The organism is Neobacillus canaveralius, from assembly GCF_047237705.1.
GTDB classification, from domain to species: domain Bacteria; phylum Bacillota; class Bacilli; order Bacillales; family Cytobacillaceae; genus Neobacillus; species Neobacillus niacini_K.
The window spans coordinates 3,115,066-3,131,387 of record NZ_JBDFLL010000001.1; the positions used below are offsets into that span (position 1 = coordinate 3,115,066).

Sequence of the window (16,322 nt, forward strand, 5' to 3'; positions counted from 1 at the left end):
TCATACTTTTTGAAGCAATGTTTATACCGTAAGAAGGAGCAATCTGATAAGATTGCTCCCGATTAGGTTTATTTTATTATCAATCCTAGTAATCGTGCAAATCCTAAGGCTTGATCTGCTGTAACTTCACAGCCCGCGATGTCTTTTATGGATACATTGATTGTATCAAAGGTGCAGGTGGTCAAATCAATCCCTTTCAAAGGGGTTTGTTCAAAATTGGCTTCATTTATATCACAGTCCTTAAATCCTACCTTATTAAATTTGGATTCATAATAGTCTGCGTTACGAAGGGAACAAGAATTGAAGTTTACCTGCTTTAGTTTGGCATAACCAAACGAAATCATTTTTGCATTACAATTTTCAAATAAAACGTTCCCAAGTGAAGTGTCTGAAAGATTAAGACCTAAGATTTTTGAGTCTTTAAATTCAACCCGATGGATGCTGCCATCTCTAAAATCCGTATTCGATAAATCACAGTGATCAAAGATAACATCTGTTAACTCGATATTTCTAAAAGAAACATCCAAAAAGGTAACATTTTTAAAAATGACTTGTTCAAAACGTATTCTATGTATTTCTTCGCTCGAAATAGAACAATCGCTTATGATACACATTTCATAAAAAGGATCTTCCATTGCTTGAAAAGTTCTAGTTGTTAAACCATCTGGTATTTTTGGTTGTTGTATTTTTATTGTTTTGGACATTATGCCACCTGCTTTACGAATCATTTAATAGAAAAGACCTTTGTGAAAACAAAGGTCTTCTTCGAAATCCTATTCACCTAAATCCACATTGTGGTATACTTGCTGAACATCTTCAAGGTCTTCCAATGTGTCAATCAATTTTTCGAATTTAGCTAAGCTCTCCTCTGGAAGGGTAACTTCGTTTTGTGCAAGCATCGTTAATTCAGCTACAGTAAATTCAGTGATACCGGCATTTTTAAATGCTTCTTGTACAGCATGGAACTGATCAGGCTCAGCATAAACGATAACAGATTCATCTTCTTCAATAATGTCACGAACATCTACATCCGCTTCCATTAATAATTCTAGAACTTCATCTGCTGTTTTACCTTCAAGACCAATAACTGCTGTTGCGTCGAACATATAAGCGACAGATCCACTGACACCCATGTTTCCGCCATTTTTACCGAATGCAGCACGTACGTCAGAAGCGGTGCGGTTCACGTTATTTGTTAAAGCATCCACGATGACCATTGATCCGTTTGGTCCAAAACCTTCATAACGGAGCTCAGAGTAGCTTTCTTCTGATCCGCCTTTTGCTTTGTCTATTGCACGGTCAATAATGTGTCTAGGTACATTGTAGGTTTTTGCACGTTCTAAAACGAATTTTAATGCCTGGTTTGATTCAGGATTTGGTTCGCCTCTTCTCGCTGCAACATAAATTTCAACGCCAAATTTTGCATAAATACGACTTGTATTTGCATCCTTTGAGGCTTTCTTTTCTTTAATATTGTTCCATTTACGGCCCATTTTTGTCCACTCACTTTCAACTTTGGCTCTACATAAAAATAGTAATAGAAATAGATTACATCTTCAACCATTTTCTAAAATATTATACCGTAAAGAGAAAATTTGTTAAGTATTTATGATCAACAGTTATAATAGGCATCAAAAAAACCAGGAATTTAGGTTCCTGACTTTTTTAGGATAATTTTAGTTTTGTGATAAATTTTATTTCATTTTGAAATTTTTCTAGTATTTCTACAAACGATGAATTGATTAATAGCGGGAAAAGATTTTCAAGTGCTTCATCATAATTTTGCCCTAACGCTTCACGTAAAAGAACATATTCATGAAATAGCAATGCTTTCTCAAAATCAATTCCAAGCTCATATAAGCCTCGAAACAAGGTCTCTTTAGGGATTTGTTTTATTTTTCGATAGATTTTTTCGTTCTTTTCAATAAATTTTTCTTCTAAATACCGCGTTACATAATCTCTATATACCATTTGCCCAATATCATTTGTTTCTTTTTTTGTATGATTAAAGCCAATCACACGGCCTTCCTTATTTTCACGGATAATAAAGGTTTTATTTCTTTTTAAATGCTGGATGAAACTTTTCACACTTTTATCAAAGATTTTGTTGAATTCAATGATTTGATGGAGTTTTACAGCAAAGTCTGTATTTTCTTCACCGACAACAAATAATCGATCCACAATAGGCAAAAGCTTTAATACTCCTTCAGAAAGCTGGCTCGAGGCATCATAAATAATAATATCGTACTCTTTTTTCATATTTTTAACGATTCGTTTCTGTTCAGTAAGAGATAATTTAGAGAATTCATGGATTACCTCATCAGAGAGACCTTCTTTTTCCAATGTTCCATATGAAATAAATGCAGCTGATAAATCTGTATTCATTTTTAGCCAATGATAAATAGATAATGATAATTCCGTAACACCTGATTTCGCCTTTGGCGAATAAAAGCCGACCAAGTACATTTTACTCACCTGCCTTTTAATACTATAGTATTGAAAGGAAGCAATAAAGGTTAAAGACAAACCCTTGCTTCGTGACTTTTTTAAAAAAAAGGCTCTCTATAAACAAAAAAGAATGACAGCATATATGTGTCATTCTTGGTATTCTATATAAAAACATTATCCTCTAAACTCTGGGGCTGCTTTCAAATCCGCCTCGCTTATGGGAGCCATCACAAAAAGGTTTCTTATTCGATAGTCCGCACCTGCAAAGATATACTTTTCCTTTTTTCGGATATTCATTACCTTCTGAATCATATAACTGGAAATCACCGCTAACTTCTAACGGACCATTATCGGAAATTTTTATTTGATTATTCATGTCACTTACTCCCTTGTGTTTTTTATTAGTGAATAAAATTCAGCCCGAAGATCTGGTCGATTTTCATAGATTCCAAGAAGACTGGATGTAGTGGTAACGGTGTTCACCTTCTTAATTCCTCTGCTGCACATACACATATGCTTAGCTTCTACCACAACAATCGTTCCTTCTGGATCCAATACGTCTTCAATCGCTTCTGCTATCTGAGTTGTTAATCTTTCTTGAACTTGAAATCTTTTTGCGTAACCTTCCACTAATCGCCCCATCTTAGAAAGACCTGTAATTTTTTCTTTAGGAATATATCCGATATGTGCGACTCCAAAGAATGGAGAAAAGTGATGTTCACATAAAGAGTAAAACTCAATATCTTTTATTAGAATGAGACCTTTATGATGAATATCGAACGTCTTTTCTAAATGAATTTTCGGATCTTCGTGGTAACCCTCTGTGTACTCAAGAAAAGCTTTAAGGACTCTAAATGGGGTATCTAGTAAACCATCACGCTCGGGGTCGTCGCCGCAAAGTTTAATTAATTGTTTTACTGCCTCTGAAAACTGAGTAACACTGGTAATGTTGCCATTTTCGGTATCAGTTAGCTGGTTAAATAAATGTGGATATTTTTTAGATAAAATCTGTAACTGCTCACTCTTCATGATCACATCATCCCTTTTTGGTTTTTAGGACTACTCATCCTCAATGATGATTCGAGGAGTGTTTTCACTAACAGGTTCATCCAAAAGAACCTGAAAAACACAACAACCATCACCATTCTGAAGTCGTTTCTCTCGCTTTACAGTACATCCTAATAAATGTGTTAAGACAGAAACACTTACACTACAAAGTATAGGTCGCTGCAATGCAACATTATGGAAGGGGCAGTTACGTTCAATCAGGGAATAAGTATGATTTTTATTTTCTATTTCCATAAATGAATCATCTTTTTTATAGAAATCCTTTAAAACATTTAAACGCTTTTCTGTGGGTAATCCTTTTAATTTTGGTTCCCACTGGACAATTCTTGATTCAATCATAGCGGAAAGTAAATGTTTTACTGCTTCTTCTCCAAGGGAATTTGCTAATGTATCTAGAACTTCAATCGTTAAGTGATCATAATTCTTTTCGAAAAGATGTTCGCCTGCAGTTGTTAAGCGATACTGTAGTACAGGACGACCAACACCATTGTTTTCTGAATGTCGAGTCACCCAACCTTCTTTTTCTAATTGAAGAAGGTGCTGCCGTACTCCTTCACCACTTATATCTAAGAAGGAAGCCAGCTCGCTCATTGATGAGGATCCGTTATTTTTGATAAACTGTATGATTCTACGGCGCGGTTCTGACATTTGGTCAGCGCGGAAACTCATCATCTTCCCTCCCTTTGCTCTCTTCCCTAAAATATATTCAGGATGAGGTAGAATAGTTCAAGTTTTTCAATGGAAAACTTGGTTAATTAAAAAAAAAACTTAAAAAGACCCTTTCACTTTGAAAGGGCTGTAATTACTTTATACAAAAACGAGCAGCAGCCATAGGTACAAACCTATAAGTGTAAAAACGAGCGTTGGCGGAATGACAATGATTGTAACTTTTATATACTCTAACCAGGATATTTTAATATTGTTTTTCTTCAATATATCCATCCAAATTAATGTGGCAAGGGTACCAATCGGCAGGATTAAGGAACCGATATCACTCCCTATAATATTTGCTAAGTAAACGGTCTGCGTCAATAATGGTTTTAATCCCATCTCTGTTAATGCGAGTGTCGAAACCATTAATGCCGGATGGTTATTAAATATATTCGATAGGAAAGCGGTTATAATTCCCATGGTAACGCTTGCGTGGAGTAAACTGCCATTTACAATAGAACTCAGATGTTCTACCAGAAGGGCTGTTAACCCGATATTGTGTAAACCGTATATGATTACATACATGCAGAAAGCGAAAATCAAGATATGCCAAGGTATTTTAAATAATACGTCTTTTGGATTTTTCTTTAGATGGATCCATCTCCAGATTAGTAAAATAATTGAACCTAATACGGCTACCAAAGAAACAGAGATATTCAAAAACGAGGCTACAAAAAGGCCGATTCTAACGATAAAGACAAAAATAAGCATTTGAATCATTAACTTCTTTTGTTTTTCAAACATATCCTCGTTTTTTCTTTGTAATGGGTGAAAACGATTGTTATTTAACAATGGCAGCGTGTAGGAATGGAGCCGGATTTCTTTAGGGATGTCCTTCTTGAAAACAAGCAGTAGTAAAAACGCCAAAAATAGTAGTCCAATCGTTGCTGGAACAAACATCATGGCTGTTTGAAGGTAGAGGTCCATGCCGATAATTTTTAGTGCTATTAAATTAACAATATTACTTACTCCAATTGGAGCACTCGAAGCAGTCGCTATTAAGGCACCGCTTAATAGGTATGGTATCTTTTGGCTGTTCTTTAACCCGATATTTTTAAATATAAGAATGAGAATAGGTGTGGTAATTAAAATACTTCCGTCATTATTGAAAAACATCGTCATCAAAAAGCAAAGTAATAATGTATACCAGAATAAGCGAATTCCGGATCCTTTTGATACTTTTAACATCAATGCCGCGGTCCATCTAAAGAAGCCAAAACTTTCGAGTACAATCGCCATAACAATGGTTGCAATGATGGTTACAGCAGCCCCTGTGACTTTCGAGCTTATATCCATTAAGTCAGCTAGAGAAACGCTGCCGCTTAACATCACAATGACTGCACCAATCGTTGCAGGAATAGCTTCATTCATGTTTTTCGGACGGATAAAAATCATCACCATGGTTAGAAAAAATGCAAATATGGTTATGATTACCGTCGATGGTTGATACATATATGTTAGTTCTCTCCTTTCAATCTATATTAAAATTTCATTCTAAGAAATCTCCTTTTCGTGTCTTCTCTTGTCCTTTGCTTTATCATACGTAGGTTCTAAGAGGCTTGAACTAAACGAATATCTTGAATTTATGTAAATCAGCAGGTATCTAGAAATTTCCTTAAAATAATGGTTGGATAAACGCCTGTTTTTTTGTTGCTAAACCAATGCCTAAAGGGTTTATTTGCAGGCAGCTGTCTTACGAATGTAATGGGTCCACAAAAAACCGGTACTCCAGAAGTACCGGTTTGGGGTTTATTATTTTTTTCCTTTAGAGGCCTTGCCTTTGCTTCCACTGGAGTGTTTACCGCCTTTGGATCCTTTGCTGCCGCCAGAACCCTTACTGCCTTTAGAGCCTTTGCTGCCGCCAGAGTGTTTACCACCTTTGGATCCCTTGCTACCGCCAGAACCCTTACTGCCTTTAGAGCCTTTGCTGCCGCCAGAGTGTTTACCACCTTTGGATCCCTTGCTGCCGCCAGAACCCTTACTGCCTTTAGAGCCTTTACTGCCGCCAGAGTGTTTACCACCTTTGGATCCCTTGCTGCCGCCAGAACCCTTACTGCCTTTAGAGCCTTTGCTGCCGCCAGAGCCTTTACCGCCTTTGGGTCCCTTGCTTCCACCGGAGTGCTTACCACCTTTAGAGCCTTTGCTGCCGCCAGAGCCTTTACCACCTTTGGACCCTTTGCTTCCACCTGAACCGTGCCCGCCTTTAGATCCTTTTGTACCACCATAACCATAACCGCCATGAGATCCTTTACTTCCGCCAGAACCATGAGAGCCTCTAGACCCCTTGCTGCGGCCAGAACCATGAGAGCCTTTAGATCCTTTGCTGCCGCCAGAACCTTTAGAGCCTTTAGAGCCTTTAGACCCTTTACTACCGCTGGAACCACGAGAGCCTTTAGATCCTTTACTACCGCCGGAACCTCTTGATCCCTTGCTTCCTCGTCTTCCCTTAGGACCCTTTGGACCTTTTTTACCACGAGATCTACGGGATCCACCGGAACCTCTTGACCCCTTGCTGCCTTTACTACCACCAGATCCCTTACTGCCGCCAGAGTCTTTTCCGCCATAACCATAACCGCCAGAAGAACCTTTACTTCCACCCGAACCGCGAGAGCCTCTTGATCCTTTGCTACCGCCCGAAGAGCGAGAACCCTTACTGCCTCTTCTACCCTTTGGACCTTTTGGACCTTTTTTACCACGAGATCCACCGGAACCTCTTGACCCCTTGCTGCCCTTACTTCCACGAGATCCCTTACTTCCACGAGATCCCTTGCTGCCGCCGGAGTCTTTACGGCCATAACCATAGACGCCAGAAGAACCTTTACTTCCTCCCGAACCACGAGAGCCTCTTGATCCTTTGCTACCGCCAGAACCGCGAGAGCCTCTTGATCCTTTGCTACCGCCAGAACCACGAGAGCCTTTTGAACCTCTACTTCCACCAGAACTGTGTTTGCCTTTTCGTCCTTTTGGACCCTTTGGACCTTTTGGGCCTTTTCTTCGTTTGGATCCACCAGAGCCTCGTGAACCTTCGGAACCTCTACTTCCGCCTGAGCCCTTGCTGCCTTTACTGCCGCTACTGCCACTACTGCCCGTTGATCCTTTACTTCCTTTAGAGCCACAACTTCCGTCTGACCCTTTGCTGCCACTGGAATCTGAATGATCATTACAGAAACATTTTTTATCTTGTTTATCATCTGGATTGTTATTTAGAAATAAAACGACTCCATTATCCTTTGCTTTTGACAGCATTTGATTCATGTCCATCCCCATCTTGGTTTTCCACCACTTTCCATAAATATATTCGTTTCACTTTCTAATTTATGGTAAAAAAGTGGTGCTTGATATAGACAAACATTTATTTTTTTACTTTCAGTTCATAAATATTTAAGTGTTGGCATTTGTCCAATATCAAAATACTAGATGTTTGTACTGCACAATCCTCCTAGAGGCAGCATACTATCTAGAAAAAATGTATGTATAGGAGTATCTACGTGTTAAAATATGAAATCTTCATTAATCCAAAATGGCTGCAAAAGTTGGAAGATGATATTTGGGAGGATGAACATTTTCCAGCCTTATTGAAAATTGGAAATAAAAGGTACAAAGTAGGACTCACCTATAGGGGAAATGTCATTAGAAAGAAGAAAAAAAAATCCTATAATATCATTTTTCAAAAACCTTATCTCTTTGATGGTGCACATGAAATTCATCTAAATGCTGAATACGATGATATTTCACTGAGCCGGAACAAACTCTCTCTTGATTTTTTTGATATCATTGGGGTCATTTCCCCCCACTCCAAGCACGTGCTTCTTTATATCAATGGTTTCTGTAAAGGAATTTATTTAGAACTAGAATCCTTCGACCAACATCTTTTGAAAAAAAGAAATCTTCCAGATGGGCCCATCATATATGCCACTAATTATTTTGCGAACTTCTCTTTAATCTCTCCTGAGAACGAATTGAAAACGAGTTTAGATGAGGGCTATACGATAAAATACGGCGAGGAAAAAGACCTATCTTTATTAGAGGGTTTTATTGAAATGATTAACACCGTACCTAATGAGGAGTTTGAAAAAGAGGTTGGTAAAATCCTAGATATTGAGAAATATCTCAAATGGCTTGCGGGTGTCGTTTGTACCCAGAACTTTGACGGTTTTATCCATAACTATGCTCTCTATCTAAATAGCAAAACCAACCGATTTGAAATAACCCCTTGGGATTACGATGGGACCTGGGGAAGAGACCTTCACGGAAGGAAGCTTGATTACGATTTCGTACCCATCACCGGGTATAATACCTTAACAGGACGACTTCTCCATATTCAACCATATAGAGTACAATACAAAGAAATCTTGTCTTCCATCTTAACTACTCACTTTAATATCGACACTCTGGAGCCAATAATCGAAGAACAATTTCAATTATTAAAGCCATTTATTCGGACAGATCCCTATATAAATATGGATGAAAAATATTTTGATAAAGAAAAAGATGTCATTCTCCAATTTATTACCAAAAGAAATAGCTATTTAACGAAAGAACTGGCGTCATTATGACCTTTTTCCTTGTATATGGACTCCATATACTTCTTTTTTTGCCTATTTTTACAAAAAGGTAAGAAAAAAGGCTCGTCGTTTAGTACAACATCATACCGTGACACATATAAATGCAGTGTAAATGTTTATTTAATTAAAGGAGGATAAATATTGTTATGAATAACGACATGTGGAAGTCTTTAGTGGGGAAGACGATCAAGGTTGACAGAGGCGGTCCAGAATCAAGAATTGGTAAATTAATGGCTGTTCTTGATGACCATCTAGTACTGTTAACTAAGGATGATGGTGTACTTTATTACAATACGCACCATGTCAAAAGTGTAACAGAAAATTCAAAGGACACAATGGATATAGGAATTGAGGTTCCAGAGAATTTCGAATTTAAAAAAGCCGAAAACTTCCAAGGTCTATTAGAAAACCTAAAATTCCAGTGGGTAAGAATTAACCGTGGAGGTCCGGAAAAACTTGAAGGTGTTATTAGCGAAATTAACAAAGACTTTGTATCGCTAATTAGCAAAGAAGAAGTTGTCCGCGTATCTATGTGGCATATCCGTAATATTAGCTATGGATTAAAAATCGAAAGTGAAAAACAAGAAGAAAATAAAGATCAAGGTAAAGAAGAAAACACTATGTCTCAAACAGAAAAACAAGTTGTGAGACAAAGAGTGGCACGTGCAGAAAACTCACAAGTAAGACAGTAAAAAGATAAAACTCTTGTCGCTTCTTGCTTGAGAAGCGACAAATTTACCATAAGGAGGAACGTTGAATGGGATCTGATAATTTTTCATCGACTGTGGATTTACTAAAAGGCTACAATGTAAATCTGTATGTTGGTGAAGAAATTATAAAAGGTAAATTAATGGGCGTAGAGTCTGATCATATTATCCTAGAAGACGAAAAGGCATATGTCTATTACTATAGTATTGATAAAATACAGGCAATTACAAAAAATACCAAGCAATATAAAGGTGAAGAAATCACCACTGAATTTATGAAAACTCAAAGCTTAGCTGACCTTTTAAGCTCATTAAAGAATTCATGGGTCTCTATTTTGTGCTTAAATAAGCAATCTTTTACCGGTGTACTAAGTATTGTCGATACCGACTTTGTTACGCTAATCAATGGTGAAGATCGAATTCTCATCAAAATCTCTCACATTTCAAATATATTAAAAGGCTATCGCAAAGAAGAAAAACAAGAAGAAAACAAAAATGAAACGGAATCAACTGTTTCCGAAAGTAAAGCGGAAGATACAAACGACAATTATGTTGAAACTGAAGTTTTCATGAAGGCAGACAAAAAGGAATCTGATGTTCAACAAGTAGTAACTCTGGTAGAAACTGACGTGATAACTTCACCAAAAGTAATTGTAAATCAACCGGAAAATGAGAAAAAGGTTTGGGCTGAACCTATTAAATCCTCGATATCACTCGAAAAAATCAGCAATGTAAGCAAAAAAGAAGAGAAAAAGCAGAGCGTTCACAATGAAAGCATTCAGCATAATGTAAAACAAAGTTCGGAAAGTAAGTGGTCAAGAACTGAAATACCTCAATCTCATCAAGAAGAAGTGAAAAAGCAGAAATCCGAGGTTGTTGTTCAAAACATCGTGAAACATGATAAAGAAATTGCTCAAAAACCTGCTGCACCTTCATTGGAAAAAAGAGCTCAGGTAAAACAGCCTGTACGTGAGCAAATGAAAGCAGAACCTGCACCGAAAAAGGAAGTAACAGCGAATTCTACACAGGAACTATTAAATAAAGTTAAAAAAGTAAAAGAAACCCTTGATACCAATCCACTAATGAAAATAGAAAAGACAAAAATAAACACCGTAGAGATAAAAAAAGAAGATAAAAAACCTAAGGCTCAAGAAGTTGGGGCATCACGTTTCTCTGGTGAACCAGCTATGCGTGATTTTGACCGAAGATCTATCTTCTCTGGCTGGCCGAATCGGAATAACTCACAAAAACGCATTTAATCACTCCCCCAAGATAATGGCAGCAAATGATTATCCGTAAACATAAATTTACTATTCCTGTGCCGATTAATATCCATTATAAATTTTACAATAAAGAGCTGGGCATCTTTCTTTGTATATACAGTTATATGCACCTGCTCTTTTTGTAGAATCATTTTACTAGAAAGGATGTGAGTAAATGAAATTAAAAGACCATGTTGGTACCTATATAAAACTTGAACTCTCAGGGAATAAACCCATAAGCGGAATCTTAATTGACATCGGCAGTGATTTGTGGGTTATCTACAATGGTTATGATTATTTATACATTCCTACTGTCCATATTCAAAATTGGAAGATTCCTAAGAAGGAAGAAATTGATGAAATCATTACTCTATCAGATGACCAATCCCCTATTTTCAATCCTAACGAGGAAATTTCATTACGAAAAACGCTAACGGCAGCTAAGGGTATTTTTACCGAAATATTTGTGACAAGTAAACAAGCCGTACACGGCTACATTATCAGCATTATGAATAATTATTTTGTATTTTACTCCCCTATTTACAAAACCATGTTTATATCCCTTAATCATTTAAAATGGTTAATTCCTTATACCAACAATCAGCGTCCCTATGGTTTAAGCAATGCAAATTTACCAGTAAACCCCTCTAACATTACATTCGCACGATCGTTTGAAGTCCAGATTGAAAAATTGATTGGGACTTTAATTGTATTTAATATCGGGGAAAATGAGCATTGTATGGGGAAAGTAATGGGAATAAAAAATAATTTTGTGGAATTGCTGACGGCTAAAGGTGATCCTGTCAATTTAAATCTTCAACATATTAAAACCGTTCATATGACATAAAATATGAGGATAGCCTAGTCTCGGTAATAATGACCAAATTCGCTCTATATAACTATCACAGAGTGTCCTAAGGGCGGCACTCTTTTATTTAGGCTCTTTTCTCAAATATAGTTGCTTTTGAAAGCAACTATATTTGAGAAAAGAGCCTGCAAACTTTAATCTAAAGCTCAAAAAACCTCATTGCACGTTAAAATCGGCTTTAGGATTTTAACAACCATCTTCAAGTAAACAGCCTTTATTAGCCCTCTTCTGCAAATAATCTAAAACCCTACATAAATGCTAAACTTTCCTGCATACATTTTAAGTAAGACCATTTTTGAACATCAGGAGGATTCCATGGACATCTATGTGAGGCAAGGTGATACTTTATGGTATTACAGTCAACTGTATCGAATCAATATTCAACTGATTATTGATTCTAACCGGGATATTCAACCCAGTCAGCTTGCTGCCGGACAGCGAATCCGAATTCCCGGATTTCTTGGTCAAAATTATCAGATCCGACGCGGAGATTCTTTTTGGAGTATCGCGCAAAACCGTAATCTGTCACTTGATGCGCTGCTGCTCGCTAACCCTAACGTAAATCCTAATCGTCTAGTAGTCGGGCAAAATATCAAGGTTCCACTTAGGGTTACGTGGAGACTCGTTCAAGGAAAGCAGCATTATGATTTTAGCCGTATGATCAGGGATATCGCACGTTTGCAAGAGGTGTATCCATTTCTCCGGGTAACCAATGCAGGAAATTCAGTCCTTGGCAACCGGATACCTGAAGTTCTACTAGGTAATGGCAGTAAAAGAGTTCACTATAATGCTTCTTTTCATGCAAATGAATGGATAACTACCCCTGTCTTAATGACATTCTTAAATGATTATTGTTTATCGCTTACGAATGGCAGTTCCATACGAGGTCTATCTACTTTTCCATTATACAGGCAAAGCATGCTGTCTCTAGTCCCGATGGTTAACCCAGACGGAGTTAGTCTTGTAATGAATGGTCCGCCGGAAAATGACACTTGGAGAAATAGAGTCATCGAACTTAATCGTGGAAGCACTGATTTTTCTGGCTGGAAAGCAAATATTAGAGGTGTTGACCTAAATGACCAGTTCCCTGCTCTCTGGGAATTGGAGAAAGCTAGGAATCCTACTGAACCCGGACCACGGGATTATGGGGGTGAACGGCCGTTATCGGAGCCTGAAGCAATTGCGATGGCAGATCTGACAAGAAGACGTGACTTTGCCCGCGTCATAGCCTTTCATACCCAAGGTGAAGTTATCTACTGGGGATTTGAAAATTTGGAGCCGCCAGAGTCTGAGGTGCTTGTTAATGAGTTTGCAAGAGTCAGTGGCTACGAGCCTGTCAAGAGTATCGAAAGCTATGCCGGGTATAAGGATTGGTTTATTCAAGACTGGCGCCGTCCAGGATTTACCGTCGAGCTCGGAACAGGTACAAATCCCCTCCCACTTACCCAATTTGACGAGATTTATGAAGAGACACTGGGGATCTTTTTGGCAGGACTATATATGTAATGACCTATTTCGACCTTTAGAAATAGGTTTTTTTGATTGGGTTTTGTATTCTAAAGTCTCAAGAATTCTTTCCATTTAACATTATTGTAATCATTATTTATACTGTAACAAGGGATGGGTGAAAATATGAAAGCAATTATTTTGTTCGATGGAATATGTAACTTCTGTAATAGCAGTGTTCAGTTCATTATTAAGAGGGATCCAGCTGGATATTTCAAATTCGCTTCACTCCAAAGTGACACGGGACAGCAGCTATTAAAGCGATATGGGGTTAGTAAAGAGATCGACAGCCTCATAGTTATTGAAGAGCAAAAAGTATATATCAAATCAAAAGCAGCATTACAGATATGCAGAAAATTAACTGGATTTTGGAGGTTCTTTTCGATACTAAGGGTCCTCCCTCCTATTTTTAGAGATTTCCTTTATGACATGGTGGCAAAAAATCGTTATAACTGGTTTGGCAAAAGCGACAGCTGCATGCTGCCTGCTGCGGAAATGAAAAAACGCTTTTTAGATTAGGCTCTTTTCTAAACTTTGTTGCCATAGAACACAAAATATAAAGTTTACCGGAGAAAATGCACAAATATCGTATAAGAAAAGAGCCAGCAACCTAAATTCAAAAGTGCAAAATAACTATTTCCACGTTAAAATCGGCTTTAGGATTTTAACAACAGTCTTACCCAAAACAGCCTTAAATTAAGAAAAAAATTTTCGAAAAATGGACATGTTCACTACATGCCTGTACATAGAGGGACATATATTATACTAACCCATGATACAATACCTCCTTTAGAAAGTGGCCCCACCACTTTCTTTTTTTCTGTACTCAAAAAAGCACTCCTAAAAGTGCTTTTTCATTATGACTTTTGATAATTCAATTCCCAAATAATCCCGAACTGATCTTGAACCCTTGCATATTTTGCTCCCCAGAAGGTATCCTCTAGCTCGTTAAGTGGTTTGCCGTTTTTACGTAGAGCGTCATACAAATGTTGAATTTCTTCTTCACTTTCAGGCTCGAGAGTAAGTGTTATATTGTTTCCTACAACAGTCGATTGACCTGGGAAGGTATCTGAAAACATAAGCGAGATGTTACCTTTTTTAAGCTGCGCGTGCATTACCCGATCATTTGCTTCAGGTGGAGTTGGGTAATCTGCTTCTCCAAAGGTTTGGACTCCTGTAATTTCTGCCCCTAAAACTTCTTTATAAAACTCCAAAGCTTGTTTCGCATTACCATCAAACGATAAATATGGTGTAATCTGTTCCTTCACGTTAAACACTCCCTTATATTAATAAGCCACAATATATTAGTTTTTCATAAAATATAGCTTTTAATCAAAAAAACCAAAAAAAAGACCTTTGAACAATTGTCAAAGGCAAAAGATGAGCTTAGTGGTCAAGGCTAAGCTCTAGTTTTAGGAGGTCTAAACTCAGAAGAATTTAAACAAGTTGATTGTACCATTTTCCGAAAATTCTTTCAACAGTTTAAAGCGTTAAAGTTGAAAAGTTATGAACTTGTAATAATACCTCCTATAATAAGTAATTCATTAGTAAGGGTCAACACCCAATTTTTTATTAAAAATAAATTTATTGACAGTCTTGTATATACAAGTTAGAATGTAACCGTAACCAAGAAACTTGTATATACACGTTCGAGTGGCGAGTTGAAACCGTACACATTAATTGGTAAATACAAGTAAATAATAAACTATATATAGAATTGGAGACTTCCAATTCCAACAGGGGGAAAAAATAATGACGAAGTTCACTGAGTCAGCGAAAGAACTGCTCGAACACGTTGGAGGTAAGGAAAACATTGCGGCTGTAACCCATTGTGTTACGAGAATGCGCTTTGTGTTAAACGATCCTAGTAAAGCGGATGTAACAAAAATTGAATCTCTTAAACCGGTAAAAGGTACTTTTACCCAAGCAGGACAATTCCAGGTAATCATCGGAAATGATGTATCTACCTTCTATAATGACTTTGTTAAAGTTGCCGGTGTTAGTGAAGCATCGAAAGACGAAGCAAAAGTTGCTGCAAAGCAAAATATGAATTGGCTGCAACGTATGATTGCTCATCTTGCAGATATCTTTACGCCGTTAATTCCTGCACTCGTGGTTGGTGGTTTAATCCTTGGATTTAGAAACGTAATCGGTGATATTAAATTGCTTGAAGATGGAACGAAGACCATCGTTGAAGTGTCTCAATTCTGGGCAGGTGTTCATGCTTTCCTATGGTTAATCGGTGAAGCTGTGTTCCACTTCCTGCCAGTCGGTATCACATGGGCAGTCGCTAGAAAAATGGGTGCAACACCAATCCTAGGTATTGTCCTTGGTATTACGTTAGTATCGCCTCAATTACTAAATGCCTATGGCGTCGCAGGAGCGAAAGAAATTCCTACTTGGGATTTTGGTTTTGCTCAAATTGAAATGATTGGTTATCAAGCTCAAGTAATCCCTGCTATCTTAGCTGGATTTTTACTCTCATTCTTAGAGTTAAGACTTAGAAAAATTGTTCCAAATTCAATCTCTATGATTGTTGTTCCATTCTTAGCGTTACTTCCAACTGTTTTAATTGCACATACCGTTTTAGGTCCTATCGGTTGGACAATTGGTTCTTGGATTTCTGATGTTGTATATACAAGCTTAACTTCTGCTTTTGGCTGGTTATTTGCCGCTATCTTTGGTTTTGCTTATGCACCACTTGTTATCACAGGTTTACACCATATGACAAATGCGATTGATTTACAATTAATGTCTGAGCTTGGCGGAACTAACCTTTGGCCAATGATTGCTTTATCAAATATTGCTCAAGGTTCTGCAGTTCTTGCGATGATCTTCATTAATCGTAAAAATGAAGAAGAAAAACAAGTTTCAATCCCAGCAGCGATCTCTTGTTACCTAGGTGTTACAGAGCCAGCGATGTTCGGTATTAACTTAAAATATGGCTTCCCTTTCCTTGCAGCTATGATTGGATCTCTAGTAGCAGCAGTTATTTCTGTAGGTAGTGATGTAATGGCTAACTCAATCGGTGTTGGCGGTCTTCCAGGATTCCTTTCTATCCAGCCACAGCACATGATGATGTTTGCAATTGCCATGTTAGTGGCTATTGTAGTGCCTTTCCTTTTAACAATTATCTTTGCAAAAACAGGAATGAACAAATTTTCTTTTAAAAAGTAATACTCCAATT

The 16,322-nt window shown here is 37.5% G+C and carries 16 protein-coding genes; 7 read left to right on the forward strand and 9 right to left on the reverse strand.

The genetic code is table 11. The features are described from left to right. Window positions 1-68: 68 nt before the first annotated feature. The 8 genes from ABC255_RS15600 to ABC255_RS15635 all read right to left on the reverse strand — a co-directional run bounded on the left by ABC255_RS15600 (window position 69) and on the right by ABC255_RS15635 (window position 7,418). Window positions 69-704 (reverse strand): pentapeptide repeat-containing protein, encoded by a 636-nt coding sequence (locus ABC255_RS15600; protein WP_412994836.1) that lies wholly within the window; start codon window positions 702-704, stop codon window positions 69-71. A gap of 69 nt (window positions 705-773) precedes the next feature. Beyond that, a complete protein-coding gene (locus tag ABC255_RS15605; RefSeq protein WP_412994838.1) occupies window positions 774-1,493 on the reverse strand; it encodes a YebC/PmpR family DNA-binding transcriptional regulator in 720 nt (239 codons plus the stop codon). 172 nt (window positions 1,494-1,665) lie between these two features. Next, window positions 1,666-2,526 (reverse strand): hypothetical protein, encoded by an 861-nt coding sequence (locus ABC255_RS15610; RefSeq protein ID WP_412994840.1) that lies wholly within the window; start codon window positions 2,524-2,526, stop codon window positions 1,666-1,668. 103 nt (window positions 2,527-2,629) lie between these two features. Further along, window positions 2,630-2,824 carry a CDGSH iron-sulfur domain-containing protein gene (locus ABC255_RS15615; protein WP_412994842.1) on the reverse strand — a complete coding sequence of 65 codons (195 nt, stop codon included), beginning with the start codon at window positions 2,822-2,824 and terminating at the stop codon, window positions 2,630-2,632. A 5-nt stretch (window positions 2,825-2,829) separates the two neighbouring features. Further along, the gene (gene folE, locus ABC255_RS15620) at window positions 2,830-3,477 is read right to left on the reverse strand and encodes a GTP cyclohydrolase I FolE (protein WP_412994844.1); all 648 of its coding nucleotides are present in this window, start codon (window positions 3,475-3,477) and stop codon (window positions 2,830-2,832) included. Window positions 3,478-3,507: 30 nt separating this feature from the next. Further along, window positions 3,508-4,185, reverse strand: coding sequence for a helix-turn-helix transcriptional regulator (locus tag ABC255_RS15625; RefSeq protein ID WP_412994846.1), 678 nt, complete (start codon window positions 4,183-4,185; stop codon window positions 3,508-3,510). Window positions 4,186-4,323: 138 nt separating this feature from the next. Continuing rightward, window positions 4,324-5,679 (reverse strand): arsenic transporter, encoded by a 1,356-nt coding sequence (locus tag ABC255_RS15630; RefSeq protein WP_412994848.1) that lies wholly within the window; start codon window positions 5,677-5,679, stop codon window positions 4,324-4,326. A gap of 140 nt (window positions 5,680-5,819) precedes the next feature. After that, the gene (locus ABC255_RS15635; RefSeq protein WP_412994849.1) at window positions 5,820-7,418 is read right to left on the reverse strand and encodes a hypothetical protein; all 1,599 of its coding nucleotides are present in this window, start codon (window positions 7,416-7,418) and stop codon (window positions 5,820-5,822) included. Between the two features lie 297 nt (window positions 7,419-7,715). Between ABC255_RS15635 and ABC255_RS15640 the strand changes: the two genes are divergently transcribed. From ABC255_RS15640 to ABC255_RS15665, 6 genes are all read left to right on the forward strand, one after another. Continuing rightward, a complete protein-coding gene (locus ABC255_RS15640) occupies window positions 7,716-8,783 on the forward strand; it encodes a CotH kinase family protein (protein ID WP_412994851.1) in 1,068 nt (355 codons plus the stop codon). Window positions 8,784-8,938: 155 nt separating this feature from the next. Next, the gene (locus ABC255_RS15645) at window positions 8,939-9,484 is read left to right on the forward strand and encodes a hypothetical protein (RefSeq protein WP_412994853.1); all 546 of its coding nucleotides are present in this window, start codon (window positions 8,939-8,941) and stop codon (window positions 9,482-9,484) included. Between the two features lie 65 nt (window positions 9,485-9,549). Next, a complete protein-coding gene (locus ABC255_RS15650; RefSeq protein ID WP_412994855.1) occupies window positions 9,550-10,758 on the forward strand; it encodes a hypothetical protein in 1,209 nt (402 codons plus the stop codon). Between the two features lie 178 nt (window positions 10,759-10,936). After that, a complete protein-coding gene (locus tag ABC255_RS15655) occupies window positions 10,937-11,608 on the forward strand; it encodes a DUF2642 domain-containing protein (protein ID WP_412994857.1) in 672 nt (223 codons plus the stop codon). A gap of 336 nt (window positions 11,609-11,944) precedes the next feature. Next, window positions 11,945-13,135, forward strand: a complete 1,191-nt coding sequence (locus ABC255_RS15660) for a M14 family metallopeptidase (RefSeq protein WP_412994858.1) — start codon at window positions 11,945-11,947, stop codon at window positions 13,133-13,135. Window positions 13,136-13,261: 126 nt separating this feature from the next. Then, a complete protein-coding gene (locus tag ABC255_RS15665) occupies window positions 13,262-13,654 on the forward strand; it encodes a thiol-disulfide oxidoreductase DCC family protein (RefSeq protein WP_412994859.1) in 393 nt (130 codons plus the stop codon). Window positions 13,655-13,992: 338 nt separating this feature from the next. Here ABC255_RS15665 and ABC255_RS15670 read toward each other — a convergent pair whose 3' ends face one another. Further along, window positions 13,993-14,403 (reverse strand): VOC family protein, encoded by a 411-nt coding sequence (locus ABC255_RS15670; protein ID WP_412994861.1) that lies wholly within the window; start codon window positions 14,401-14,403, stop codon window positions 13,993-13,995. Window positions 14,404-14,887: 484 nt separating this feature from the next. On the opposite strand from ABC255_RS15670, the gene treP reads away from it, so the two are divergent. Beyond that, the gene (gene treP / locus ABC255_RS15675) at window positions 14,888-16,312 is read left to right on the forward strand and encodes a PTS system trehalose-specific EIIBC component (RefSeq protein WP_412994863.1); all 1,425 of its coding nucleotides are present in this window, start codon (window positions 14,888-14,890) and stop codon (window positions 16,310-16,312) included. Window positions 16,313-16,322: the final 10 nt, after the last annotated feature.